The sequence below is a fragment of the Nocardia sp. Root136 genome (assembly GCF_001427185.1).
Taxonomy (GTDB): domain Bacteria; phylum Actinomycetota; class Actinomycetes; order Mycobacteriales; family Mycobacteriaceae; genus Nocardia; species Nocardia salmonicida.
Genome location: NZ_LMFE01000001.1, coordinates 518,515 through 542,371, shown reverse-complemented (window position 1 = coordinate 542,371; position 23,857 = coordinate 518,515). Strand labels below are relative to the sequence as shown.

At 68.3% G+C, this 23,857-nt stretch carries 26 protein-coding genes; 12 read left to right on the top strand and 14 right to left on the bottom strand.

What is annotated here, in order from left to right; genetic code table 11:
• Window positions 1-54: 54 nt before the first annotated feature.
• Window positions 55-390, bottom strand: a complete 336-nt coding sequence (locus ASD42_RS02710; protein WP_056809774.1) for an RNA polymerase-binding protein RbpA — start codon at window positions 388-390, stop codon at window positions 55-57.
• Window positions 391-665: 275 nt separating this feature from the next.
• Here ASD42_RS02710 and ASD42_RS02705 point away from each other — a divergent pair, with 275 nt between their 5' ends.
• Window positions 666-992: a hypothetical protein gene (locus ASD42_RS02705; RefSeq protein WP_056809772.1), complete on the top strand. Its 327-nt coding sequence runs from the start codon at window positions 666-668 to the stop codon at window positions 990-992.
• Window positions 993-1,070: 78 nt separating this feature from the next.
• Here ASD42_RS02705 and ASD42_RS02700 read toward each other — a convergent pair whose 3' ends face one another.
• Complete coding sequence (locus ASD42_RS02700) at window positions 1,071-2,081, bottom strand: hypothetical protein (RefSeq protein WP_056809770.1); 1,011 nt, start codon at window positions 2,079-2,081, stop codon at window positions 1,071-1,073.
• A 104-nt stretch (window positions 2,082-2,185) separates the two neighbouring features.
• Window positions 2,186-3,037 (bottom strand): SDR family oxidoreductase, encoded by an 852-nt coding sequence (locus tag ASD42_RS02695; protein WP_082843740.1) that lies wholly within the window; start codon window positions 3,035-3,037, stop codon window positions 2,186-2,188.
• Window positions 3,038-3,152: 115 nt separating this feature from the next.
• Between ASD42_RS02695 and ASD42_RS02690 the strand changes: the two genes are divergently transcribed.
• On the top strand, window positions 3,153-3,755 hold the full coding sequence (locus tag ASD42_RS02690) for a TetR/AcrR family transcriptional regulator (RefSeq protein ID WP_056809768.1): 603 nt from the start codon (window positions 3,153-3,155) through the stop codon (window positions 3,753-3,755).
• A gap of 56 nt (window positions 3,756-3,811) precedes the next feature.
• Here the strand turns inward: ASD42_RS02690 and mqo are convergent, their stop codons facing one another.
• On the bottom strand, window positions 3,812-5,251 hold the full coding sequence (gene mqo, locus ASD42_RS02685; RefSeq protein ID WP_056809766.1) for a malate dehydrogenase (quinone): 1,440 nt from the start codon (window positions 5,249-5,251) through the stop codon (window positions 3,812-3,814).
• Window positions 5,252-5,341: 90 nt separating this feature from the next.
• On the opposite strand from mqo, the gene ASD42_RS02680 reads away from it, so the two are divergent.
• The gene (locus ASD42_RS02680) at window positions 5,342-6,244 is read left to right on the top strand and encodes a LysR family transcriptional regulator (RefSeq protein ID WP_056809764.1); all 903 of its coding nucleotides are present in this window, start codon (window positions 5,342-5,344) and stop codon (window positions 6,242-6,244) included.
• A gap of 3 nt (window positions 6,245-6,247) precedes the next feature.
• On the opposite strand, the gene ASD42_RS33385 is transcribed toward ASD42_RS02680, so the two are convergent.
• Window positions 6,248-6,913 carry a M23 family metallopeptidase gene (locus tag ASD42_RS33385; RefSeq protein WP_235569286.1) on the bottom strand — a complete coding sequence of 222 codons (666 nt, stop codon included), beginning with the start codon at window positions 6,911-6,913 and terminating at the stop codon, window positions 6,248-6,250.
• Window positions 6,914-7,192: 279 nt separating this feature from the next.
• On the opposite strand from ASD42_RS33385, the gene ASD42_RS02670 reads away from it, so the two are divergent.
• Entirely contained in the window at window positions 7,193-7,531 is a 339-nt protein-coding gene (locus tag ASD42_RS02670; RefSeq protein ID WP_056815240.1) for an ArsR/SmtB family transcription factor, read from the top strand.
• On the opposite strand, the gene ASD42_RS02665 is transcribed toward ASD42_RS02670, so the two are convergent.
• Window positions 7,513-8,487 (bottom strand): glycosyltransferase family 9 protein, encoded by a 975-nt coding sequence (locus tag ASD42_RS02665; protein WP_063816377.1) that lies wholly within the window; start codon window positions 8,485-8,487, stop codon window positions 7,513-7,515. The two genes, ASD42_RS02670 and ASD42_RS02665, sit on opposite strands and share 19 nt — an antisense overlap.
• Window positions 8,488-8,649: 162 nt before the next feature.
• Here ASD42_RS02665 and ASD42_RS02660 point away from each other — a divergent pair, with 162 nt between their 5' ends.
• From ASD42_RS02660 to gloA2, 3 genes are all read left to right on the top strand, one after another.
• A complete protein-coding gene (locus tag ASD42_RS02660) occupies window positions 8,650-9,234 on the top strand; it encodes an HdeD family acid-resistance protein (protein ID WP_056809760.1) in 585 nt (194 codons plus the stop codon).
• Window positions 9,235-9,314: 80 nt separating this feature from the next.
• The gene (locus ASD42_RS02655; protein ID WP_056809758.1) at window positions 9,315-9,665 is read left to right on the top strand and encodes a hypothetical protein; all 351 of its coding nucleotides are present in this window, start codon (window positions 9,315-9,317) and stop codon (window positions 9,663-9,665) included.
• Between the two features lie 14 nt (window positions 9,666-9,679).
• Window positions 9,680-10,066 (top strand): SMU1112c/YaeR family gloxylase I-like metalloprotein, encoded by a 387-nt coding sequence (gene gloA2, locus ASD42_RS02650; RefSeq protein ID WP_056809756.1) that lies wholly within the window; start codon window positions 9,680-9,682, stop codon window positions 10,064-10,066.
• Here gloA2 and ASD42_RS02645 read toward each other — a convergent pair whose 3' ends face one another.
• From ASD42_RS02645 to ASD42_RS02635, 3 genes are all read right to left on the bottom strand, one after another.
• Window positions 10,067-10,867 (bottom strand): HugZ family pyridoxamine 5'-phosphate oxidase, encoded by an 801-nt coding sequence (locus ASD42_RS02645; protein WP_056815237.1) that lies wholly within the window; start codon window positions 10,865-10,867, stop codon window positions 10,067-10,069. It abuts the gene before it with no gap.
• A complete protein-coding gene (locus ASD42_RS02640; RefSeq protein WP_056809754.1) occupies window positions 10,864-12,120 on the bottom strand; it encodes a lipase family alpha/beta hydrolase in 1,257 nt (418 codons plus the stop codon). Before ASD42_RS02640 ends, ASD42_RS02645 begins: the two co-directional genes overlap by 4 nt.
• A gap of 213 nt (window positions 12,121-12,333) precedes the next feature.
• Entirely contained in the window at window positions 12,334-13,050 is a 717-nt protein-coding gene (locus ASD42_RS02635) for a metal-dependent hydrolase (protein WP_056809752.1), read from the bottom strand.
• A gap of 213 nt (window positions 13,051-13,263) precedes the next feature.
• Here ASD42_RS02635 and ASD42_RS02630 point away from each other — a divergent pair, with 213 nt between their 5' ends.
• On the top strand, window positions 13,264-13,719 hold the full coding sequence (locus ASD42_RS02630) for an SRPBCC family protein (protein ID WP_056815234.1): 456 nt from the start codon (window positions 13,264-13,266) through the stop codon (window positions 13,717-13,719).
• Window positions 13,720-13,776: 57 nt separating this feature from the next.
• Here the strand turns inward: ASD42_RS02630 and katG are convergent, their stop codons facing one another.
• Window positions 13,777-16,005: a catalase/peroxidase HPI gene (katG, locus tag ASD42_RS02625; RefSeq protein ID WP_056815231.1), complete on the bottom strand. Its 2,229-nt coding sequence runs from the start codon at window positions 16,003-16,005 to the stop codon at window positions 13,777-13,779.
• An 11-nt stretch (window positions 16,006-16,016) separates the two neighbouring features.
• On the bottom strand, window positions 16,017-16,424 hold the full coding sequence (locus ASD42_RS02620; RefSeq protein WP_387218796.1) for a Fur family transcriptional regulator: 408 nt from the start codon (window positions 16,422-16,424) through the stop codon (window positions 16,017-16,019).
• Window positions 16,425-16,589: 165 nt separating this feature from the next.
• On the opposite strand from ASD42_RS02620, the gene ASD42_RS02615 reads away from it, so the two are divergent.
• Together ASD42_RS02615 and ASD42_RS02610 are read left to right on the top strand one after the other, a co-directional pair.
• The gene (locus ASD42_RS02615; RefSeq protein ID WP_131816947.1) at window positions 16,590-17,108 is read left to right on the top strand and encodes a hypothetical protein; all 519 of its coding nucleotides are present in this window, start codon (window positions 16,590-16,592) and stop codon (window positions 17,106-17,108) included.
• A 107-nt stretch (window positions 17,109-17,215) separates the two neighbouring features.
• Window positions 17,216-18,262, top strand: a complete 1,047-nt coding sequence (locus ASD42_RS02610; protein WP_056809747.1) for a fused (3R)-hydroxyacyl-ACP dehydratase subunits HadA/HadB — start codon at window positions 17,216-17,218, stop codon at window positions 18,260-18,262.
• A 34-nt stretch (window positions 18,263-18,296) separates the two neighbouring features.
• On the opposite strand, the gene ASD42_RS02605 is transcribed toward ASD42_RS02610, so the two are convergent.
• Window positions 18,297-20,492, bottom strand: coding sequence for a molybdopterin oxidoreductase family protein (locus tag ASD42_RS02605; RefSeq protein ID WP_056809745.1), 2,196 nt, complete (start codon window positions 20,490-20,492; stop codon window positions 18,297-18,299).
• 161 nt (window positions 20,493-20,653) lie between these two features.
• On the opposite strand from ASD42_RS02605, the gene ASD42_RS02600 reads away from it, so the two are divergent.
• On the top strand, window positions 20,654-20,998 hold the full coding sequence (locus ASD42_RS02600) for a hypothetical protein (RefSeq protein WP_056809743.1): 345 nt from the start codon (window positions 20,654-20,656) through the stop codon (window positions 20,996-20,998).
• A 50-nt stretch (window positions 20,999-21,048) separates the two neighbouring features.
• Here ASD42_RS02600 and ASD42_RS02595 read toward each other — a convergent pair whose 3' ends face one another.
• Both ASD42_RS02595 and ASD42_RS02590 read right to left on the bottom strand, forming a co-directional pair.
• Window positions 21,049-22,494, bottom strand: coding sequence for an MFS transporter (locus ASD42_RS02595; RefSeq protein WP_084786990.1), 1,446 nt, complete (start codon window positions 22,492-22,494; stop codon window positions 21,049-21,051).
• A 14-nt stretch (window positions 22,495-22,508) separates the two neighbouring features.
• The gene (locus ASD42_RS02590) at window positions 22,509-23,312 is read right to left on the bottom strand and encodes a thioesterase family protein (protein ID WP_056809741.1); all 804 of its coding nucleotides are present in this window, start codon (window positions 23,310-23,312) and stop codon (window positions 22,509-22,511) included.
• Window positions 23,313-23,365: 53 nt separating this feature from the next.
• On the opposite strand from ASD42_RS02590, the gene ASD42_RS02585 reads away from it, so the two are divergent.
• The gene (locus ASD42_RS02585; protein WP_056809737.1) at window positions 23,366-23,848 is read left to right on the top strand and encodes a winged helix-turn-helix transcriptional regulator; all 483 of its coding nucleotides are present in this window, start codon (window positions 23,366-23,368) and stop codon (window positions 23,846-23,848) included.
• The last annotated feature ends 9 nt before the right edge of the window (window positions 23,849-23,857 follow it).

The window sequence follows — 23,857 nt, the reverse complement described above, 5'->3', positions numbered from 1 at the left end:
GGCCGCCTTCCCCGGTGGGGGAGGCGGCCTTCGGCGTTGTGCGGTCGAACCGTCTTACCCGCGGCGGCGGGTCTTCAGGATGTCGAGGCGCTCCTTGAGCAGCTCCTCGAGCTCCTCCTTGCTGCGACGTTCCAGCAACATGTCCCAGTGGGTGCGCGGCGGCTTGACCTTCTTGGTCTCCACGGAGGTGCCCTCCATGAGCTGCCCCTCCTGGCCGTTACGGCACAACCAGGTGGGCGGGATCTCCGCGTCGTCGGCGAACGGGACGTCGAATTCCTCACCGTTGTCGGTGCGGTAGCGGGCGATCCGGCGCGGGGCCAGGTCGTGGTCGCGATCGGTCTCGTAGCTCACCGCTCCGAGCCGACTGCCCCGGAGTACGCGATCTGCCATGTGTGCTCCTGTAATTTTTGGCGGCTTGCGCCGCGGGTTCCTGTGCCTGTCGGCGGCTTGCGCCGCTGTTCTCGGCGCCGAACTCGCCGAGAACAGGTCGTCGTAGTACTACGTCAACGCACGGGAAGTCTGAACTGTTCCATTGTAGTCGTAGGGCTGGACAGGCCGGTCGACCCCCGAATCGCGCGGCGTCGCCTCGACCGACATCGGGTGGGTGCCCGCTCAGCGAGACCTGAACCGGCGAAGACCGGCACGGGCCGATAGGGTTTCCGATCATGTCGCGCAGTCGCCTGCTGTCCTGCCTGTGGTGCGGGCGGGAGATCGTGGATTCGGAGTCGGGTCGGCGTCGCCGCTATTGCCGCCAGTCGTGCCGCCAACGTGCCTATGAACACCGCAGCAGTCTCAAGGGGACCGGGATTCCCGAGGACGCGGTCGTGCTGACCGCGCAGGAAGCCGCGGATCTGGCGGATCGGTGGTTCGCGGCGCGGTGTGCGGCCGAGGACGTGGCGACGGCGGTGGGCGAGGGCGCCTCCCCGGCGGAGTTGGCGCAGCTGAGCGCGACGTTGGTGCAGTTGGCTCGGGAAGCCGAACGGCTCCGCTGAATGTGCGAAACCCCGTGCTTCCCACTGTGATTCGGTGGGGCGACACGGGGCCTCGGCATCGGGCGGGCGACAGCGGCGTCAGGTCGACAATGCCTCGCGCGAACGCAGGTACACGGCCGTGACGCCGCCTGCGACGAACAGCGCGAGGGCCGCTGCGGCGCCGGCGGTCGCGAGGTCGGGGCTGGTGAGGGCCTGTCCGCGCAGCGCCTGCCAGGCCACGAGCGTGAGCAGTCCGAAGTAGCCGAGGACGGCGACCACGAGCAGGGCAGCACGGGTCGTTTCGGTGCGCAACCAGGCGTATCGAGGCGCGAGGGCGACCAGGACGACGGCGAGCAGGAGCAGCACCTGGATGCCGTGCAGGCCGACGAAGTGCGGGATGCGCAGGTCTCCGCCGATGGTGCTCCAGTGGGTGATCGGCATGCCCGCGGCACTGTCACGTGCTGTATCGCCGGGCCGCACCGTGTGACCGGCCACCAATCCCACCACGGTGCCATCGGCCTGGCGGACGAGCTGCGGCCCGGTGAGCCCCATCAGGTACCCGAGTGCCATCCCGGTCACCGCCAGCCACAGCCCCGCCTTCAACGCGATCCTGGTCGGCCGGTCGGCCAGCTTCTGCCAGGAAATGATGACCGCCAGGACGAGATTCGCGAGGAACAATCCGGGCACGCCGGAGGCGAACACCTGCTGCCCGATCTCGTTCACCGGATCAGCGGAGTCGTTGAAATGGCTGAACGTCCCGCGTGCCGCCTGCATCGCGATGAACCCCACATCGACGACGCCGGTGATCGCGAAGACGGTGCCCAGCCACCAGGTGGCACGCCGCCCGCGATGCGGCAGCCGCAGAATCCAGGCCAGGGTCACGCCGTAGAGGGCGAAGGCGAGGCCGAACTTGGCAGGCTTGAGCCACACCGACTCGCCGAGCAGCAGCCGTTCGTCGACCACCATCCCGACGAGCGACACCACGACCAACGCGGCCATGAGCGCGGAATTCACCAGCAGCGGGCCGTGCCAGGGGACGCGGTCGGTGCCCTCACGCGCCGGGTGGAACTCGAGCCGGGACAGGGTGTGGGTGAGATCGATCGTCGCCATGGATCGAAGGTAGAAATCCGGTGCGCCACACCACGTCCCGCTGCGGAACGGTTCGACTCCGATACCGGGGTACGGGTCGTCCCACCCGAGTTCTAGGGGTTGTCTCAGATTCCCATGCGCCAGATCGCGGCATCGACCGCCCGGGGGGAGACGAGCGCGAGTGCCTGCAGAACGCGGGTGTAGGTCGGGTACAGCTCGACCGGGCGAGTCCGGATCGCGGTGGTGATCCAGTCGGCGGCCTCCTCGGCCGACAGCGCCGCCGCGTCGGCGTATTTGCCGGTGGGTGCGATCATCTCCGTGCGGACCAGCGGATAGCCGATCGTGGTGACGTGCACGCCGCGACGCCTGGTCTCCGCGCCGAGGCTGCGTCCGAACGCGCCCAGCGCGGCCTTCGACGCGTGATAGGCGGTGAACAGCGGCATCGACCCGGCGGCCACGCCCCACGTCGCGACATTGATGATGTGCCCGGTGCCCGCGTCGAGCATCGACGGCAGCAGTCCCATCGTGAGCCGCGTCGCCCCGAAGTAGTTCAGCGCCATGGTGCGCTCGTAATCGTGGAACCGGTCGGTGGTGTCGGCGGCGCCTCGGCGGATCGAACGGCCCGCGTTGTTCACCAGCACGTCGACGGTCCCGAACTGCTCGAGCAGGGCCTTGGCCAGTGCGTCGTTCTGCTCGGCGTCGGCGAGGTCGCAGGTGATCATCTCGGCATTCCCGCCGTCGGCGCGGACCGCGTCGCGCACCTCGGCCAGTGGTTCGGCGTTCCTGGCGACGAGAACCACCCGCGCCCCTTCCCGGCCGAGGGCGTGCGCCGCGGCTTTACCGACACCCGAGGAGGCTCCCGTCACCACGACGGTCTTGCCCGCGATCTCCTGCCGCTCACCACGGACCCATCGTGCGAGCATGCCGGGCAGTGCGGGCGGGTTGAGCAGCACCGATTGTGCGACTTCGGCGAACACGGGGGACTCCTGTCGAGTCGAGCGGTGGGGACGAACAGCGAATTTACTTAATAGTAAATTACAAAGTGGCCAATTGAGTGTCAACCGGCGGGGGGTCGAATGGTTGGATGGCTGGGTGAGCACAGCCGGTACCAAGGGCGTCCCGCGCCCCGAGCGTGAACAGCAGATCCTCGACGCGGCTGTCGCCGAAATCGGCCGTGTGGGTTACGCGGGGCTATCCCTCGCCGATGTAGCGCAGCGCGCCGGAGTGTCCAAGCCGCTGGTGTACACCTATTTCCACTCCAAGGACGGGCTCTACATCGCCTGCGTGGACCGGGCGGCGGGTGTGCTGTTCGACGCGATCGAGTCCGCCATCGCCGGGGCCGGTGGTCTCAGCAAGGCCGAACGTACCCTCGACGCGATCTTCGTCGCGCTGGAGCCGCGCCCGCACGACTGGACCGTGCTCTTCGATCGATCCCACCCCGACGACGGACCTGCCGCCGACGCCGTCCGCGCCGCCCGTCGCCGGATCGCCGCCCAGGCCGCCCGCGGTGTCGCCGACGCCATCGGTGCCGTCGAGCTCACCGACCCCACCGACCTTTCCGCGCTGACCGATGTCTGGATGGGCGCGGTGACCTCGCTGGTCCTGTGGTGGTTGCGCCACGCCGATCAGACGGCCGCCCAGATGACCGCCCGCAGCCACCGCCTGATCGGCGCTCTCCTGACGGCCCCACGCTGAACGCGATCCGCACCCCGACTACCGCCGGGGTACGGATTCAGGTGTGCGACAGCCACTTACGAGGCAGCCGTGGTCGCTCCGGCAGGCGGGAGCAATTCCGCGAGCAGTGGGGCCCATTCGTAGCGGCGTTCGGGGAAGCAGCGCTCGAGCAGATCCCGCATGATCGACGGTGCGATGGAGGCGCCGGGAGACGCGCCGAGGAGCCCGGCGATGCTGCCGTCGGCACCGGAGACAAGTTCGGTGCCGAATTCGAGTACTCCGCCGCGTCGACGATCGGGTTTCACCAGCTGGGCGCGCTGCCCGGCCTGGATCAAGGTCCAATCGGCGGGGTCGGCGGTCGGGTAGAAGCGTTGCAGCTGTGCGAACTTGCGTCGGGGTGAGGCCAGCAGTTCGGTGACGAGGTAGCGGACCAGATCGAAGTTCCGCAGGCCGACCGCGAGCAGCGGGACGATATTGTGCGGGCGCAGGGTGGTGAACAGGTCGGTGAGCTTGCCGTGGCGCAGCAGTCGGGTGCTGAATGTCGCGTAGGGACCGAACAGCAACGCGCCCGCGCCGTCGACCTCGCGACGATCCAGATGCGGCACCGACATCGGCGGTGCGCCCAGCGCGGCCTGGCTGTAGACCTTGGCGTGATGCTCGGCGACGACCTCGGGATTGTCGGTCCGCAGGAACTGCGCACCCAGCGGGAACACTCCGTACCCCCGCACCTCCGGCAGCCCGGCCCGCTGCAACAGCCGCAACGCGTATCCGCCCGCGCCGACGAACACGAACCGGGCCCGCACCTGGAATCGCCGTCCACTGTCGAGATCCCGCCCGCGCACGGTCCACAGTCCGTCCTTGCCGCGGGTGAGACCGGTGATCTCACGATGCATCCGCACCGCGTTGCCCGCCGCGCGCATCGTCGACAGCAGCGATCTGGTCAGCGCGCCGAAGTCGACATCGGTGCCCGCGGCGTGCCGGGTGGCCGCCATCGCCTCGTCGTCGGCCCGACCGCGCACGAGCAGCGGTGCCCAGTCGGCGATCACCGCGCGGTCCTCGGTGTACTCCATCTCCGCGAACGCGGGCAGTTCCCGCAGTGTCGCGTAGCGCTGCCGCAGGTAGGCGATGTCGGCCTCGCCGAACACCGCCGTGACATGCGGTGTCGGGGTGAGGAATGTGGCGGGCTCCAGCTCGCCACGGTGAGCCAGCGCGGACCAGAACCGGCGCGAGAGCGCGAACTGGTCGGCGATCACGGCCGCCTTGGCGCCCTCGCTCGGGTCGGGCATGTAGTTGAGCTCGCACATCCCGGAGTGCCCGGTGCCCGCGTTGTTCCACGGATGACTGCTCTCGGCCGCCGGTTCGCCGAGGCGCTCGAACAGCGCGATCGACCAGTCCGGCGCGAGCGTGCTCAGCAGGGCGCCGAGCGTGGCCGACATGATGCCGCCGCCGATCAGCACCGCGTCGAGAATGTCTTCGCCACTGCCGGATTCGGGCCGGAGGGGTGTGGTGTCGTTCATTGTCGAACCTCCCGTGAGCTGTGTTCCTCTATCGTCACGCCGGGAGTAGTAATCCGTCCAACACGGAATTGCCGGGGATATGATCCGGATATGGATGATTCGTCGGAGTCGGGAGCGCAGGCGCTGGCCCCACTTCTTTCCGCCTTCGACGCGGCAGCCGAAGAAGGTCACTTCACCCGGGCCGCCCAGCGTCTCGGCGTGCCGCAGTCCTCACTGAGCCGCCGCGTCAAGACGATGGAGCACCTACTCGGAGTGGCCCTGTTCCAGCCGGTCGGACGCGGCGTCGCGCTCACCCCGCAGGGGCGTGACCTCTACGAACGCACGCGCGGACTGGTGCGCGCACTCGACGACGCGGTACACCGGGTGCGTGCCGACGCCGACCCCGACAGCGGCCTGGTGCGTTTCGGCTTCCCGCTCACGCTGGGTCCGGTCAGCATTCCCTCGCTGCTGGCGCAGTTCCACACCCGCGCGCCGCGGATCCGGCTGCATCTGGTGCAGGCGCACGGCGAGGCGTTGGCCGAGCAGGTCCGCGACGGCAGGCTCGACCTCGCGGTGATGATCCCGCCCCCGTCCGACCTGCCGACGGTCGACCTCGGACGTCAGCGCATCGACCTGCACGTGTCGCGCACGCATCCGCTGGCCAAGCGCACCCACATCGACCTCGCCGAACTGGCCGAGGAGGCGTTCATCGCGAACCCGCCCAGTTATCAGCTGCGCACCCTGCTCGATACCTGGTGTGCCGCAGCGGGTTTCACTCCACGAGTGGTATTCGAGATCACCGAGTTCGAGACTCTGCGCGCCCTGGTCGCGCTCGGGCAGGGGGTCGCGCTCCTGCCTGCCGCGGAGGTCGACAATCCCGACCTGGCGGTGATCCCCATCGATGGCGAACGCGACCGCGAGGTCGGCCTGGTCTCGGGAGACCATGACTCGACGCTCGCGGTCGCGCGGCTTCGGGAATTCTTGATCGCGCGTCGGGCGGCGATCAGTGGGTGAGGATCAGTCCTGGGCGACGCCGGCGTCGATCCCACGCGCGGCGAGCCACGGGTGCGGGTCGATCGGGGCGCCGTAGAGCGAACCGTCCGGCACGTGCACCTCGTAGTGCAGGTGGGGGCCAGTGGAGTTGCCACGGTTACCGACGGTGGCGATGGTGTCACCGGCGTTGACGTGCTGACCGACCTGAACCAGGATGTCGTTCACGTGGCCGAACACGCCGATGGTGCCGTCGTCCTGCTGGACGCGGACCCACAGGCCGAAGCCCGAAGCCGGACCGGCCTCGATCACGGTACCGTCGGTGACGGCGAAGATCGGTGCGCCGATCGGGTCACCGAAGTCGATGCCGTTGTGCGCGGTGCCCCAGCGAGCGCCGTAGTAGGAGGTCAGCCTGCCGCTGACCGGGCGAACGGTCTGCGGGCGCGGCGGCGGCGGGGGAGCGATGAACGGCAGCGGCGGCAGTTCAAGGCCGACCGCTTCGCGGTGCTCTTCCCACGGGATCGGGGCGGAGGCGGGGGTCTCGCCCTGCGGGCCCTGGGCCTCGGCAGGGGTGTACGCGGTGAAGCGGTACGGTGACTGGCCCGTGTTGATGGCCTCGGTGGCATCCGCGGCGATCGTGGTAGTGGGGACAGGGCTCTCGGGCTCACTGAAAGTGGCGACGGAGGTACCCACGAGTGCGGACAAAGCCACCGCACCCGCGACCACGCCTCCCCAACGACCTGCGAAGGCGTCGGAGACTCGAGCAGATAACGGGTTGGTCACGAACATGTTTTAGAACGTAGCTAAACCGTAACCTTCGCGGCGAATCCTGTGGCTGCGATCACGAAGCGGCAAAACCCCAGTTGATCTATAACAATAGCCTAACGATAGCTGGCATCCTCGGACTCACCGGGTGAAATGTCGCTGGTCAAGATCGTTGCCGAAATATCGCATCCCGGGGACACTGATTCAGTGGACGCTAACGGAGTCCGTGCCATCACGGCGTTATCCGACCCCACCCGGCGCGCGATCTTCGAATCGTTGCCGCAGGGTCCCCGCTCGGTGGCCGACCTCGCCACCGCCACCGGAATCACCAGTTCAGCCGCGTCACAGCACCTGCGCGTGCTACGAGAGGCCCACCTGGTCCGCATGCGGCGAGACGGGAACCGGCACCTCTACTCCCTGGACCCCCGCGGCCTCAACGATGCCCGCGACTACCTCGACAAATACTGGCCGAGCGCGCTGGCGGCCCATGCCGCCGCGCTGCGGGACGCGGTCGGTGACGACCCGGCTCAGCCCACTCGGCGGTAGCGCGACCTGCCGGATTCGGCCCAGGCCTGCTTGTCCAGCTGCATGTCGACCGCCGAGATCACCTCGGGCACTCCGATCCGCAGCAAGCCGGGGTCGGGTGAGAGCCCGTCGGGATCGCCGACCTGTCCGGCCCACAGCACCGCGTGCCTGCCGAGCAGGTGTGCGGGCGGGCCGCCCCGGCGCGGCGGTGTCGGACCGAACAGCAGCACGGTGCGGGTGCCGAACGCCGTCGCCAGATGCGCGACACCGGTATCGCCGCTGATCACTAGGGCGGCTTCGGCCACCGTCGCCGCGAGATCGGTGAGGTTCTGCCGCCCCGCGAGGACGCGGTCGTCGGGCAGGCCCGCCTGCGCGGCCACCTGTCGAGCGATGTCGTGTTCGAACGGGTCGCCGGTGAGCACCACGTCGCGGCCGAGCACCAGTAGGTGCCGCACCACCGCGGCGAATCGCTCCGGCGGCCACCGGCGCGCGGGCGCGCCCGCGCCGATGTGGACGACGATGCTGTCGCGGCGGCTGATCGAGGCCACCGGCGGAACCAGCCCGAGGTTGCGTCGATCCGCGTCGATGCCCTCGCCTTCGAGCAGACGGCACCACCGGTCGACCACATGCGCCTCCGGATCCCAGCGCGGACCGGCGAGCTTGGGTAGGGCGGGCGTTCGATGACCGATGATCCGTTCGGCCCCGGTATCGGCCAGCGCTCGTGCGCTGGCGCCGTCGTGGCCGTGCAGGTTCACCGCCAATTCGGGCGCGGGACCATCCCAGATCAAGGCGGCCGGATCGGCGGTGGCGACGAGTTCGTCGACCGAGGAGATCAGGTCGACGATCTGCTCCAACCGATGCGGGGCCGCCAAGACGATCCGCTTCCGTGGTTCGGCCCGGCGCAGGGCACGCAGAGCCGGGACCGCGGAGAGAAGCTCACCGAGGCCCCGAGCTTGCAGCACGAGTACAACCGACACATTCTTCATCTACCCGAGACGGTCGCCGACCAAACTTTTCGCCAGGGCAACGATGTGACGGGCCGGTGCGACGGCCGCGGCGGGCGAGGTACCCGATCGCGACACGATTACAGCCCCAGCTATTTTCCGGAAAACCGGAGCGACCGGGCATAACATCTCGTTATGACGACAAATACCGTGCTAGGGAGCCCGTTGACGGCTCTTGCCAAGAAGACCTGGCAAACAATTCTGGTCACCGGCCTCCTCGCGGTGGTCCTGGGCATCATCGTGCTCGTGTGGCCCGGTCCGTCACTGCTCGTGGCGGGCATTCTGTTCGGTATCTACATGGTTGTCAGCGGCATCTTCCAGCTGATCGCCGCCTTCACTCATCTGCCGAGCACCAGCTTTCGCGTGCTGTCCTTCATCAGCGGTGTGCTGTCGCTGATCATCGGCGTCTTCTGCTTCCGCGACGACCTGACCTCGATCGTGCTGCTCGGGCTGTGGATCGGTATCAGCTGGCTGTTCCGGGGCGTGGCCGTGCTGTTCGCCGCGATCTCGGACCCTGGCGTGCCCGGCCGCGGCTGGCAGATCTTCTACGGCATCATCAGCGCGCTGGCCGGTGTCGTCTTGATCGTGTGGCCGATCTCGTCGCTGTCCACGCTGGTCTGGGTCGTCGGCATCTTCCTGATCATCATCGGTGTCATGGAAGTGATCACCGCCTTCGGTGTCCGCAAGGACGCGCATCTGCTGGACCAGCAGGTGGTCTGAGCCTCCCACGGAAAAGTTCGTCTGAACCGGCCGGTGCCTTCGGGTACCGGCCGTTTTCGTCTGAACTACGCTTCGCACCCATGGAATTCGTTTACAACCTGGTGGTCGTCACCCATCTGCTCGGCATGGCCGCGGTGGTCGGTGGCTACGTCGCGGGGCGCCCGGTGGTGTCGGAGCTGATGGTGTGGGGCGCTCGCGCGCAGCTGATCACCGGCGTGATCCTGGCCGGGATGGCTTCGGGCATCGACTCGCTCGACAAGGAGCCGGATACGGCGAAGCTGGCGGTGAAGCTGGCGGTCGCGGTCGCGGTGGCCGCGTTCGCCGAAATGGGCAGGGGTGATGCGAAGCGGGGCAAGCAGATCGACTGGATGACCGACGCCGCCGGTGGCCTCGCGATCGTGAACGTGCTGGTCGCGGTTCTCTGGACCTGAGCGGGGACAGCGGCATGCGATTTCTCGGCATCCACCACATCGCGATCATCGCGACGGACTACGCCCGCTCCAAGAGTTTCTATACCGAAACCCTCGGCGGCGCCGTCATCGACGAGAACTACCGGGCCGATCGCGATTCGTGGAAACTCGACATCGAGCTGTCCGGCGGAGTTCGCATCGAACTGTTCTCGTTCCCCGACCCGCCTGCCCGTCCGAGCAGGCCGGAGGCGGCGGGCTTGCGGCACCTGGCGCTGGCGGTCGCGAGCGTGCCCGCTGCCCTCGACGAACTGCGGGCACGTGGCGTCCGGACCGAGGAATTGCGCACCGATGAACACACCGGCAAGCAGATGGCCTTCTTCTTCGATCCGGACGACCTGCCGCTCGAGCTGTACGAGGCGTGATCAGTCCGTGGAGCGGGCCCGTCGGGTCAATTCGACCGTTGCCGCGCGCAATTCGCTGATCTCCGACAGCGGCGCGGCGTAGCCGACCCGGGTGCGCGCCACTCCACGGGGGGATTCCACGCGCAGGTCGAGGCCGTAGCGGTCGGCGCGCTCGCAGGTCGCGGCGATGGCGTCGGGGAAGCCGCCCAGCTGCTGGGCCATCGCCAGCAGCGCTTCGGCGTGGTCGGCGTTGAGGTGCGCGATGCCGGGCGCTGCGTGCGCGACGATCGGGTCCGGCTGTGCGGCAAGGTAATCGGCGGCCGAGGCCGAATCCATCCGGCCGTAGCCGCCGACCCAGCGCACCCGTTCGATCCGCAGTACCCAGAGGGTGAAGTCGCTGTAGTCGATGTAGTACTTGGCCGCCGGGATCGCCGCCAGGTGGGCCGCGCGGGCGGCTTCGGCCTCGGCGCCGGTCGGCCGTTCCACGAAACCCGCGAGGGTGATCCTGGTGCCCGCGAGGGGGTCGGCGGGGATGTCGGGCGTGACGATCGCGATGCTGGCGCGCGGATCGGCGGCCAGGTTGCGGCCGTGTTCGGCCAGTCGCGACACGCTCAGAACCGGTGCGCCGTCGAGCAATCCGTAGGTGATGAACGAGGCCCATGGTGCGCCGTCGGCGGTGAGGCTGGCCAGGGTGCCGGTATTGGTGCCGGCCGCGATTGTTCTGGCTTCTTCGGCCGGCGAGGGGCGGGCCTCGTTGGCCAGGGGAGCGGTCGGCAGCGGAATGGCAGGTGCGTCGCCCGGATCGCCGTGGTCGAGAGTCATGGCCACAGCGTATCCACCTGACGCGAGCGGCGGGGTGTGCTCGACAACCAGCTGTGCAGCGCATCGTAGACAGCGTCGTGATTGAGCAGGCTGAAGTGGTTGGCCCCGGGGATGTGCAGGCCGTTGACCGCGTCGAAATCCAGGCGCCTTGTCCGTCCGCGTCCCGACCCGCTGCCGGTGAGAACCATGCCGTCGCCGATGATCACGCCGAGTGGATGCTTCGGGCTGTGGGTGATGGTCGTGGTGACGAAGTAGTGATCGACGCCGGCGAGCAGCGGCACTTCCTTGACCGCCCGTGCGCGCAGGGTGTCCACATCGAGGTCGCGCCAGTCCTCGTCGACCAGCGAACCTTGACGCAGGTCCCGGATGCCCGCGCTACGCCTACGCAACAAGGTGCTCAGCGGCCGGGTCTCGGGCAGTCGGTCCAGTGCGGCCGAGGCGTAATGCACGAACTGTTCGAGCGGCGCACCGTGGTGCGGGGAACCGAGGCAGACGATTTGTCGCACCGATCGCACCCACGCCTCGCCCGACTCCTCGGCCTGATGGCAGGCGCTACGCATGATCAGCCCGCCCATCGAGTGTCCGACCAGGCAGATCTCGTGCACCGGCATCGGCCAGCTGTCGACCAGACGGGTCAGCAGGGCGCTGAGCTGGGCGGCGTTCTCGGAGATGTGCAGGCCGGAATTGAAGCGGACGAAGACCGGTATGTAGCCGAGATCGGCTTCCAGTCGCTCGCCGTAGGTGGGGCGGTGACCCAGGCGCCAGGAGTGTTCGGTCTCCACGAGGCCGTGCAGGAGCACGACCAGCCGGGTCGTCGGCACCGGGACGTGGGCGGCGAACTCTTCGGGCGGAACAGGGACGCCGTCGATGCGAAAGGTCATGGGGGAGGAGAGGATCGGGGTCTCGTCTTCCAGGGTGTCACCGATCAGCCCCTGGATCGCGGCCAGTACGCCCGAGCCCCACACCGTGCGCGACGGCGCGGTGACGCCGGGCAGCGTCACCGCGCTCGCGACCTCGCCGACGACGAATCCGGTGCCGCTGACGGCCGCGTAGATGCCGTCGGTGATGGCGTCGTGCACGATCTTCACCGGAGCCGCCGCCGGTCCGACGCCGAACCGCACCGCCGCGAACACCCGATCGGAGATAGCGCGGTGGATGGCCGCGATCCCGTCGACCGCACCGACGAACTCGTCACCGGCGAGCCGCGTGAGCGCCTGTACTTCGGCCTGGGATTGGGGGAGCTGCTCCGTCACAGTCTTGAGAGTACAACTGTGCACTGAAAGGCGTCAGATCTGGGGGCGGCTTCGAGACCTGCGACGATGCCGAGCCGCCGGGTCTGGGGTGGGTCACAAAGTTAATGCTGATACAGCGATATGCGCATTAATGAATGTAGTCGCGCCAGGATGACTGAGGGGTCGGCTACGCCGACCGGGCTCGGGACGGCGGGAGCCCCGCCGTCCCGGCGATCACGGCCGGTGCATGATCGCGTACCAGAGCGCGCCCATCGTGCCGAGCACGAACAGGGGGGAGATGACCCAGGTCTCGACCCGGTTCCCGGTCCGTTCGATCAGCGGCACCCTGGTACGCAACGGAAACGGCCACAGCAGTCGGCAGCCCCGGTCGGTCAGGCAGTCGCCGAGCAGGTGCGCCAGACACCCGAGGCCCACACAGATCGGGAGCCACACCGGCCGATCGACGATCCAGTGATCGACGGCGAAGGTCCCCGCCGTGGCGAGCACGATCACCGTTCCGTAGGTACGCACACTCTTGCCCGGCGGGCACAGGTGCAGCGAGCGCACCGCCAGCGCGAGGAGGAAGAACACCAGGCCCAGCGTGAACGGCCGCCCGAGATAGTGCTCGCCCGCCCAGGTCGCCGCGACCGCGACGACGACGAACAGCAGCGAATGTGTTCCGTGACGATGCCCGCCCGACGCCCAGGAGATGAAGCGGCACAGGTGATGTGACACCGGGCCGAGCACGTGGGAGATGGTGCCGCTGGGATGATCCGCGTCCGGCAGCAACGCCGCACCCGCGGTGAGCAGCGTGCCCATGATGAGCTCCGCGATGCCGAATCGCGTTGTCTCGCTGTCGAACAGGGGGAAAGCGGCGACGGTGAGTGGTAACGCCGCGGCAGTACCTGCCCAGGCCAGCGCCCCACTCGTCGCATGTGAATGTCCTAGCACCCCGTAACGTTAGAGTACGTCACGACTTCGGCGCATATGCCGTGGACAGCGCCGGAATGCGGGGCCCATCAAGATCGTTGGGGCAGGGGAGCTATCCGACGAGAGTGCCACGATGAACGCTGTCAACGTCCATTCGCGGGGTATCGCTCGAGTTAGTCGCTGCCTCGAGCGGAATGGTTGCCGGGGTGGGTGAGCTGCTGGTTCTATCGCCCGGTGACCGAAACCATCGACGTGCCACGCATAGTCCACGCCTCCCGCGACATCGCGGCGAGCCCCGCCGCGATCTTCGACCTGATCGCCGATCCCGAGCAGCAGCCCCGCTGGGACGGCAACGACAACCTCGCGCAGGCGAGCTCGGGCCAGCGGGTCCGCGCGGTCGGTGACGTGTTCACCACGACGCTGACCAACGGTGCCGACCGTGACAACCACATCGTGGAGTTCGAGGAGGGTCGTCGCATCGCGTGGAATCCGTCCGAGCGTGACAAGACCCCGCCCGGACACCTCTGGCGCTGGGAGCTCGAGCCGATCGACGAGACCCACACCCGGGTGACCCACACCTACGACTGGACCGAACTGCACGACGAGCTGCGTCAGGTGCGGGCCAAGGCCACGACCGCCGACAAGCTGCAGGCGTCGGTGGACCGGCTGGCCGAGCTCGCCGAGTCCTGACGACAGCGAAAACACCCTGCGACGCACAGTGCGTCGCAGGGTGTTTCGCTGTTCGGATCAGGCTGTGACGTCGAACCGGTCCAGGTTGCTCACCTTGGTCCACGCGGCGACGAAGTCGTGCACGAACTTCTCCTTCGCGTCGTCGGTCGCGTAGGCCTCGGCCACCGCTCGCAACTGCGAGTTGGAGCCGAACACCAGATCGACCCGGCTACCGGTCCAGGTGACCGCGCCGGTGGCGCGGTCGCGGCCTTCGTAGACGTTGTCGTCGGTGGCCGACGGCGTCCACTCGGTACCCATGTCGAGGAGGTTGACGAAGAAGTCGTTCGTCAGCGCCCCCGGGGTTTCGGTGAACACACCCAGCGACGAGGACTGGTAGTTCGCGCCGAGCACGCGCAGACCACCGATCAGCACGGTCATCTCCGGCGCGCTGAGCGTGAGCAGGTTCGCCTTGTCGATGAGCAGGAACTCCGCGGGGATCTGCGCGTCCTTGGACACGTAGTTGCGGAACCCGTCGGCCGCGGTCTCGAGCGCGTCGAACGACTCGACGTCGGTCTGGTCCTGGGTCGCGTCGGTGCGGCCCGGCGTGAACGGCACCGTCACCGGGAACCCGGCGGCCTGGGCGGCCTGTTCGACACCGACCGCACCGCCGAGGACGACCAGATCGGCGAACGACACCTGCACGCCGCCGCCGGCGTTGAACGTGTCCTGGATGCCCTCGTAGACCCGCACCACCTGGGCGAGCTCGTCGGGCTGGTTGACCGCCCAGCCCGCCTGCGGCTGCAGCCGGATCCGGCCACCGTTGGCGCCGCCACGCTTGTCGCTGCCACGGAACGACGAGGCAGCCGCCCATGTCGTCGTCACCAGCTGGGCGATGGAAAGGCCCGAGGCCTGGATCTGGCCCTTGAGGGCGGCGATCTCGGCGTCGCCGATGACCGGGCCGTTCTGGGCGGGAACCGGGTCCTGCCAGAGCAGCTCCTCGGACGGCACCAGCGGGCCGAGGTAGCGCACGACGGGGCCCATATCGCGGTGGGTGAGCTTGTACCAGGCGCGTGCGAACGCGTCGGTGAACTCCGCAGGGTTTTCCAGCCAGCGGCGGGTGATCGGCCCGTAGATGGGGTCGAACCGCAGCGACAGGTCGGTGGTCAGCATGACCGGCGCGCGCTTCTTGCCCGCGATGAACGGATCGGGCACGGTGTCGGCGCCCGCGCCGTCCTTCGGGATCCACTGATGCGCGCCCGCCGGGCTCTTCGACAGCTCCCACTCGTACCCGTAGAGGGTTTCGAGGAAGTTGTTGTCCCAGGTGATGGGGGTGCTGTTCCAGATGCCTTCCAGGCCGCTGGTGATCGCGTCCTCGCCGACGCCGGTGCCGAAGCTGCTCTTCCAGCCCAGCCCCTGCAGTTCCAGCGGCGCGGCTTCCGGTTCGACCCCGACCAGGTCCGCGTCACCCGCACCGTGGGTCTTACCGAAGGTGTGCCCGCCCGCGATGAGTGCGGCGGTCTCCTCGTCGTTCATCGCCATCCGGGCGAAGGTCTCGCGGATGTCGACGGCGGCGGCGAGGGGATCCGGATTGCCGTTGGGGCCTTCGGGATTGACGTAGATCAGGCCCATCTGGACCGCGGCGAGCGGACGGTCGAGGTTGCGTTCACCGGTGTAGCGTTCGTCGCCGAGCCAGGTGCGCTCGGGACCCCAGAACACGTCTTCCTCGGGCTCCCACGCGTCGACGCGGCCGCCACCGAACCCGAAGGTCGGCAAACCCATCGACTCGAGCGCGACATTGCCGGTGTAGACGATGAGGTCGGCCCAGGAGAGCTTGCGGCCGTACTTCTTCTTCACCGGCCACAGCAGGCGGCGCGCCTTGTCGAGGCTGGCGTTGTCGGGCCAGCTGTTGAGCGGGGCGAAGCGCTGCAGGCCGGCGCCCGCGCCGCCCCGGCCGTCACCGACCCGGTAGGTGCCCGCGGAGTGCCAGGCCATCCGGATGAAGAACGGGCCGTAGTGGCCGAAGTCGGCGGGCCACCAGGACTGCGAGGTCGTCATGACCTGCTCGATATCGGCCTTCACCGCCGCCAGGTCGAGGGTGGCGAATTCGGCCGCGTAGTCGAAGTCTTCGCCCATCGGGTTCACCGAGGGCGGATTCTTCTGCAGCAGTGTGAGATTGAGCTGGTTCGGCCACCACTCGGCGTTCGCTCCGCGCGCGTCGGTGGAGGCGAACGGACGATGCATGACGGGGCAACCACTGTCACCGGCTTCCGTGTTGGCTTCCGCGATAGGTGGGTGTTCCTCGGGCACGGTGAATCCTTTCAGGAGAGTGATGGTGATGTCGTGCAGTCGGGGCACCTGCCCCAGTAGATGACTTCTGCCTCGTCGACGACGAAACCGCGGTCGTCGAGGGGAGTCAGACAGGGCGCGTCGCCGACGGCGCACTCGACATCGACGATCACCCCACAGGATCGGCACACCAGGTGATGATGGTTGTCACCGACGCGGGTCTCATAGCGCGCGACGGTGCCCATCGGCTGGATCCGCCGGAGCAGTCCGGCGCTGGTGAGTGCCCGCAGTACGTCGTAGACGGCCTGCTGGCTGACGGCCCCGAGGGTGGCTCTGACTCGGCTCAGAATGGTGTCCGTGTCGGCATGCGGATGCTGGTGCACTGCGGTGAGCACCGCCAGGCGTGGCGCGGTGACGCGCAGTGAGGCTGCGCGCAGCATCTGTTCGAAGTCCGATGTGGTGGACACATTCCAAATTATGACTCATTCCAGATTACGAGGGAAGGGTTTTCCGGAATAAGTTGGGATGACATCTCGGGCAATCCACGCAATACTGGCGGGGAGACCGGCTCGGGGAGGCTGGTTCACGATCATGGGGTGGGAACAATGTCGAGTCGTCAGTGGTATGCCGTGTCCGCGATCGCGGCGGCCCTTCTGGTAGGTGGATGCGAGTCGGGGCAGTCCGTCGACGCCGCGCCGACGAGCAGCTCGTCGAAGGCCACCACGACCGTGCGCGCGAGCACTCCCGCGGCGCCGGTACTGAACCGTCGAGGCGAGAACGGTGCGGTGGTCCAGCAGGACGGGCTGGTCGGTGCGGGCAAGCTCGACATCGTCAACGGCAACAGCGACGACTTCGCGGTCGTGGTCACCAACGGCGATCCCAAGAAGCCACAGGCCACTATCTACGTCCAGGGCAATTCCAACGCCACGCTCAACGGTATCGACGGCACCTACTACGTCTATCTGAAGACCGGAAAGGATTGGGACGAGGCGACGCTCGCCTTCACCCGCGAGCGCGAGTTCCAGAAGTTCGACGACCAGTTCGACGGTGACTCCGACTGGGAGATCACGCTGCAACCCTCGATCGGTGGCAATGCCAGCACCAGCGACGTACCCTCCTTCTGAGCGCGAAGGAAGGCGACAGAACTGTGAACTGTGCCAAGGAATGTCCGCTCCGCCTGCGCGTCGACTAGCCTGCCGGGTGTCCGTTCCCCGAACGAAGGTGATTCATAGTGACTTCCGTAGTCGATGTCCCGCCCGTCGATGCCCCTGATACTGCGTCGAAGGTAGGGCACTACTACCGGGTAGAGGGTGTCTACGAGGTCGGCCGCGAGAAGATCCGCGAATACGCTCGCGCGGTCCAGGACTTCCACCCCGCGCACTGGGAGGACGAGGCGGCCGCCGCGCTCGGCTACCCGGGTCTGGTCGCGCCGCTGACGTTCGTGTCCATCCCCGCTATGGCGGCCAACAGGCTGCTGTTCGAAACGGTGGTGGTCGGCTACGACATGTTCGTGCAGACCGAGCAGGTCTTCGAACAGCACAAGCCGATCGTGGCCGGTGACCGCCTCGTTGTCGACGTCGAACTGTCCTCGGTGCGCACGATCGCGGGCAAGGACCTGATCACCGTCACCAACACCTTCGTCGACGAGCTCGGCGAGACCGTCCACATCATGCACACCACTGTCGTGGGCATCACCGGTGACGACGGGGTCGATCCCGCGATCACCGCCGCGGTGGAGAACATCATGGTGCACGGCGTGAGTATCTACAGCGCCGACAAGAACGCCGTCGTGGAGACCACGCTGCGTCCCGAGGGTGAGGTTCCGCTGTCGGTCGAGGGCGGTGCCCGCGTTCCGAACACCACGATGTCGTTCGACGAACTGACCGTCGGCGACGAACTCCCGCTGCGTGATGCCCGCATCTCGCGCGGCGACCTCGTCAACTACGCCGGTGTCTCCGGTGACGTCAACCCGATCCACTGGGACGAGAAGATCGCCGAGCTGGCCGGCCTGCCCGACATCATCGCCCACGGCATGCTGACGATGGGCCTGGGCGCGGGCTTCCTCTCCACCTGGTCCGGGGACCCCGGCGCCGTCACCCGCTACGGCGTTCGCCTGTCGACCTACACGATCGTCGGCAGGGAAGGCGGCCAGGTCGAATACGTCGGCCGCGTGAAGTCGCTGGACCCGGCCACCCGCAGCGCGGTGATCGCCATCGTCGCCAAGTCCGGCGGTCGCAAGATCTTCGGCCTCGCCACCGCGAACCTGCGCTTTCGCTGAACCCGACGCGGTGGACCCGGATTCCTGATCGGGTTCACCGCGGCGCGGCGGCGACCTCGGATCGCGGTGTGGCGTCCGGGATTTCGATCCCGACCGGGTTCACTCGCACCCACGTGCTGTTGACCGCCGAGGTGCCCGACAGCGGGTCGGTGCGGGCGGGGTCGTGCAACAGGTTGACATTGGCGCCCGGCAGTCCCGCCGCGACGGTCCAGCCGACCCCGGGTTCGCGATGCCCCCATCCGTGCGGAATCGCCACCACCCCGGGGCGAATATCGCCGCTGATCTCCACCGGTACCTCGATCGAACCGACGGGGGATTCGATCGTCGCCGGATCGCCGTCGGCAAGACCACGGGCGGCGGCGTCGTCGGGGTGGATGAGCACGGTGCAGCGGTCACGGCCCTTCACCATCGACGGGATGTTGTGCAGCCAGGAGTTGTTGCTGCGCAGGTGGCGCCGTCCGATGAGTTGCAGGTCGTAACCGGGTTCGGGCGTCGCGATCGTCTCGTCGAGGACCGTGCGCACCGCCGCCAGGAAATCCTCGGGCACCAAGTGCGTCTTGCGGTCTCTGGTGCCGATCAGCTCGGGCAGCCGTGGCTGCAACGGGCCGAGGTCGACACCGCCCGGTGTGTCGCGGATCTTGCTGAGCGTCAACCCTTTTCGTCCGCGGCGCAGGACGCCGTAGGGGCCTGTCGCGACGGCCGCCGCCGTCAATCGCAGGGGACTGAGCTGTTCGAACGCGGCGTTGAGCGCGCGTCCGGCGAACCGTCGTCCCGGCAGCGGTACCAGTTCGGTCACCAGCCGGGCCAGGATCTGCCAGTCCTCGAGTCCGTCGGCCGGTGGATCGAAGACCTTGGCGTCGTAGCGGGCGTTGTTGCGCACGCTGAATATCGGGAACAGCAGGCTCAGTTCCTCGCGCTCCAGCGCCGAGACGGGCGGCAGGATGAAGTCGGCGTGCCGGGTCGTCTCGGTGACGTACATATCGACCGCCACGTAGAAATCCAATGATTCCAGCGCGGCGTCGAGCTTGTCCGCCTGCGGAGTCGAGAGCACCGGATTGCCCGCGTAGGTGATCATCGCCTTGATCTGGCCCGGTCCGGGGGTGAGGATCTCCTCGGCGAGGACCGCGACCGGCAGTTCGCTGCGGAACGACTTGTGCGCGCCGGACCGGTCGGTCCACGCGCCGTGGCCCATCGGCAGGTACTTCGCGTAGCGGGCGGCGTCGACGGCCGGGGAAGCGAACATCTGACCGCCTGCCCGATCGAGATTTCCGGTCACCGCGTTGATCGTGTTGACCAGCCAGTGGGTGAGCGTGCCCGTCACCTGCTGGCACACCCCGATGCGGGCGTACAACACCGCGGAGGGCGCCGCCGCGTGGTCACGGGCCAGCCGTCGGATCGTCTCGGCGTCGACGCCGGCCAGCGGCGCCATGCGTTCGGCGGTGGTATCGGCGACCAGGTCGGCGAGCTCGTCCCAGCCGGTGCAGAGCGACCGCACCGCCCGTTCGTCGCACAGTTCCTCGACGATCAGCACGTGCAGCATCCCGAGCAGCAGGTAGATATCGCCGCCGGGACGGACCGCCACGTGCTCGTCCGCCAGCCGGGCCGTCTCGGTGCGGCGCGGGTCGATCACGACCACGGTGCCGCCGCGTGCGCGGACGTTCTTGATCCGCGTCTTCGCGCCGGGCATGGTGGTGATCGACCCGTTGGATACCGCGGGATTGGCGCCGAGCACCACCAGTCGGTCGGTGCGATCGATATCGGTGACCGGCATGAGAACGTTCGAGCCGAACATCCGCCACGCGACGAATTCCTGCGGGAACTGATCGATCGAGGACGCGGAGAAGAAGTTGCGGGTCAGCAGGGCGGTCCGAAGCAGCGCTCCGTACATCACCGAGGAGCTGTGGGCGGCGGGGTTACCGATGTACATCCCGGTGGCGCTGGGGCCGTGCGCGGACCGGACCGCGCGCAAACGCCGGCCGATCTCTCGGAATGCCTCGTCCCAGCCGACGGGCTCGAAGGTGTCGCCGACGCGGCGCATCGGTGTCCGCAGCCGGTCCGGATCGTGGTGCAGACCGCCCATGGCTGTCGCTTTCGGGCAGATGTAGCCCTTCGACAGCACGTCGTCAGGATTGCCTTCGATGCGGGTGACCTGCGAATCCTCGACGGTGACCAGAATTCCGCAGTGTGCCTCGCACAGTGTGCATTGCCGTGCAATCGTCGTGCTGTCCACAGCTTTCCTACTTTCCGCTGAGCCCGGTCCTGCCACGGTAGCGCGACCGGGTGCTCGGCATATCCGTCTACGGTCGGATTTCCGCGCAGCCTGGCGAGCGGGCGTAATATCGTTTGCGATACGAAGGGCCTTCCTTTCCGCTCGGGTGAGGAGCAGATGCGATGCGTTCCATAGTTCGTCTCGGCTTCGCGGCCGCCGCGGTCACGGTCGCCGGGATCGCCGGGCAGGCCACCGCCGCCGCCCAGCCCACCTATTACGACCCCGTCATCACGCCGTGCAGTCACCTGTTCCGCACCCCGCTCGTACCGCCGCGCCCCGGCACCGACGTCTATTGGAGCCCGTTCGGCACCTCGAACATCGTCTGCTTCGACGACGGCACCGGGATGGAGCGCTACTACCAGCGAGACCCATGGGGTCGCTGGCACGACGTGAACGAACTGACCCCCGGTCACTTCTTCTACGTAATCTTCGATTCGTCGGTTCCGGACCACGCGAGCTGGGGCTGAGCGGACCGAGGGACGCGGCCGGCGACATCGTGGTCGCCGACCGCTCGGGGTCAGGCGGAAACTGCCGCGCCCCCGGAGTTCTCGGTCGCCACCGGAGTGGTGACGTCGCCGGGCGATTCGACTGCCTGCCCGGACCGTACGGCGAAGCCGATGAGCCCGGCCAGGACCGCGACCGCGGCGGTCACGTACCAGGCGCGCTGGAAGGCGTCGAGCGTGGCAGCCGGGGTGTTCGGGGTACCGAGTAGGGCGACGAGCACCGCGACGCCGATGGCGAGACCGAGTTGGCGGGCCATGCTCAGGACAGCCGATCCGGTCGCGAAGCGTTGCGGGGGAAGGGTTCCCGCGCCTACCGCGAACGCGGTCGGCAGGGTCAACCCGACGCCGAGGCCGGTGAGCAGCATCCCGCCGAGTAGGCCACCCACGTAGTCCGGTGACAGTTCGGCCGCGCGCGCCCACCACAGGAGCCCGCCGCCGAAGGCGAGCCCGCCTGCCGCGATCACCGGGCCCGAGCCGATTCGGGCGATGAGCTTGCCCGCGGCGACGGCGACGAACGGGACGACCAGTGGGCCGGGCGCGATCGCCAGACCGGTCTGCAAGGCCGACCACCCCCACACGTTCTGCGCCCAGAGCGTGACCGAGAGCAGCATGCCCGCGAACGCGATCTGGAACACCAGCGAGTTCGCCCCCGCGAGCGTGAAATTCGGGACCCGAAGCAGGGCCGGGTCGATGATCGGGCTGTGATGACGGGCTGAGCTCACCGCGAAAACGACACCGAGCGCGATCGCGACGCCGAACCCGGCGAGGACCCCGGCGGAGGTCCAGCCCCACTCGGGACCTTCGACGACGGCCAGGATCAACGATCCGACCGCGCCGATCAGCGCTCCCGCGCCCAACAGATCGGGCAGCGGACCACCCGCCGCGGGCGGGCACGGCAGCTTTCGCACGCCGATCGCGAACGCGGCCGCGCCGATCGGCACGTTCACGAGAAAGACCCAGCGCCAATCGAGTTCGACCAGCAGCCCGCCGAGGACCGGGCCGAGCGCGGCGCCGAGGCCGCCGAACGCGACCCACAGCCGAACCGCGCCGGCGCGCCGCTCCGGTGGCGTCGCGGCGAGTACCAGCGCGAGCGAGGACGGCGTGAGGAGCGCGCATCCCACGGCCTGCACAACGCGGAAAGCGATGAGCGACTCCACGTTCCAGGCCGCCGAGCACAGTGCCGACCCGATCACGAAGATCGCCAGTCCGGTGAGGAACGTGCCGCGGTTACCGCTGCGGTCACCGAGCCGACCGGCCGGAACGAGCAGCGCGGCGAAGACGATGGCATAGAGATTGAGCACCCAGGACAGCTCGGTCAGTCCGGCGCCGAAGTCGGCTGCCATGGCAGGCATGGCGACATTGACGATGAACAGGTCGAGGCTCGACAACAGCACGCCGATGGAGACGATGGCGAGCACCAGGCGTGGATTCGTATCCCGCGACGGGGCAATGGATTTCATGATCGAGCTCTCGTTCAGCCGAGGACGCGGCGGGTCTGACGGGCGGTGGCGAGCAGAACGCCCTCGCCGTCCCAGATATCGGTGTCGTCGACCGACCAGCCGTCCCCGGAACGGACGTTCGCGGCGCGGACCAGCACGGGCGTGTCGCCGGGGTGGGTGAGATCGGCGTGTAGTTGCAGCGACAGGGTGACGGTCGGGACGGCGACCGGCGCGGTGAGCAGCGGGAACAGGCCGGGTGGGAGCGCGTCGGCGAGGACGGCCAGACTCGGCGCGTCGAGGGGCAGCGCGGGGTCGAGTCCGATCCAGGCGCACATCATCGCCTCGTCCGCACCGCTGAGGGGCAACGGACCCGCGGCGGGTCGGATGACGAAATGCGTGCCGACGGGGACGATCTCGGGCGGCAGCTGGAACAGCGCGCAGTCCTGTGGCGCCGCCACGACGGGCGCGGGCCGGGCGCTGTGGGCCGGGATCGCTGTCGCACTGGTCGCGCCGAGAGTGATGGTGGCCGCCGCGACCGGCGCACCGTCCTGTTCGGCGATCACATCCAGAATCGTCGTGCTGCGCCCGACGGTGTGTTCGGTGGCGCGCAGGGTGAACGCGCCGGTCGCCGGTCTGCCGAGGAACCGGACATCGGCGGCGCGCACGGGGTAGTCGCGCGAGCTCGCCTGCTGGGCGACCTCGATCAGCAGCCCGGCGAGCGCGCCGCCGTGTGGGCCCGTCCAGCCGCGCCACGAATCGTCGACCACGGCATGCCACCGCCCGGATTCCGTGGCAGTGAGGGCGAATTGCGCGCCGAGACCCCCAGTGAGTTTCATCATGCAACTCACGATAGATCGGTGAGTTCTTTCATGCAACCGACTATGCTGGGGTCATGCGGCGCACCAGCTTCGAAGACATGAACTGCTCCATGGCCCAGTGCCTGGAGGTGGTCGGGGAGTGGTGGACCTTGCTGATCGTGCGCGACGCCCTCTTCGGCGTGACCCGGTTCGACGACTTCCGTGACCGGCTCGGCATCGCCCGCAATGTGCTCACCCAACGCCTCGAGGGCCTGGTCGAACACGGGATCATGACCAGGGAGCCCTACCAGGACAATCCCGTCCGCTACGACTACCGCCTGACCGCCAAAGGTCGCTCCCTGTGGCAGGTGGTGACCGCGATGCGTCAGTGGGGCGACGAATGGGCTGCCCCGAACGGCGCCCCGGTCGAGGCGCTGCATCGCGGCTGCGGCCACGTCGCCACGATCGAGCCGGTGTGCTCGCACTGCGGGGAGCGGGTCCGGGGCCGCGATCTGAAGCCGGTGGACGGCCCCGGCGCGGGCGACCGGTCCCCGCTGCCCGCGTCGCTACGCGGGTAATACGCGATC

What these genes read in the sequence shown, in the direction of transcription:
- ASD42_RS02710 (WP_056809774.1), bottom strand. Translation starts at nt 390, where the DNA reads ATGGCAGATCGCGTACTCCGGGGCAGTCGGCTCGGAGCGGTGAGCTAC.
- ASD42_RS02705 (WP_056809772.1), top strand. Translation starts at nt 666, where the DNA reads ATGTCGCGCAGTCGCCTGCTGTCCTGCCTGTGGTGCGGGCGGGAGATC.
- ASD42_RS02700 (WP_056809770.1), bottom strand. Translation starts at nt 2,081, where the DNA reads ATGGCGACGATCGATCTCACCCACACCCTGTCCCGGCTCGAGTTCCAC.
- mqo (WP_056809766.1), bottom strand. Translation starts at nt 5,251, where the DNA reads ATGAACGACACCACACCCCTCCGGCCCGAATCCGGCAGTGGCGAAGAC.
- ASD42_RS02680 (WP_056809764.1), top strand. Translation starts at nt 5,342, where the DNA reads ATGGATGATTCGTCGGAGTCGGGAGCGCAGGCGCTGGCCCCACTTCTT.
- ASD42_RS02660 (WP_056809760.1), top strand. Translation starts at nt 8,650, where the DNA reads ATGACGACAAATACCGTGCTAGGGAGCCCGTTGACGGCTCTTGCCAAG.
- ASD42_RS02655 (WP_056809758.1), top strand. Translation starts at nt 9,315, where the DNA reads ATGGAATTCGTTTACAACCTGGTGGTCGTCACCCATCTGCTCGGCATG.
- gloA2 (WP_056809756.1), top strand. Translation starts at nt 9,680, where the DNA reads ATGCGATTTCTCGGCATCCACCACATCGCGATCATCGCGACGGACTAC.
- ASD42_RS02645 (WP_056815237.1), bottom strand. Translation starts at nt 10,867, where the DNA reads ATGACTCTCGACCACGGCGATCCGGGCGACGCACCTGCCATTCCGCTG.
- ASD42_RS02620 (WP_387218796.1), bottom strand. Translation starts at nt 16,424, where the DNA reads ATGCTGCGCGCAGCCTCACTGCGCGTCACCGCGCCACGCCTGGCGGTG.
- ASD42_RS02615 (WP_131816947.1), top strand. Translation starts at nt 16,590, where the DNA reads ATGTCGAGTCGTCAGTGGTATGCCGTGTCCGCGATCGCGGCGGCCCTT.
- ASD42_RS02600 (WP_056809743.1), top strand. Translation starts at nt 20,654, where the DNA reads ATGCGTTCCATAGTTCGTCTCGGCTTCGCGGCCGCCGCGGTCACGGTC.
- ASD42_RS02595 (WP_084786990.1), bottom strand. Translation starts at nt 22,494, where the DNA reads ATGAAATCCATTGCCCCGTCGCGGGATACGAATCCACGCCTGGTGCTC.
- ASD42_RS02590 (WP_056809741.1), bottom strand. Translation starts at nt 23,312, where the DNA reads ATGATGAAACTCACTGGGGGTCTCGGCGCGCAATTCGCCCTCACTGCC.
- ASD42_RS02585 (WP_056809737.1), top strand. Translation starts at nt 23,366, where the DNA reads ATGCGGCGCACCAGCTTCGAAGACATGAACTGCTCCATGGCCCAGTGC.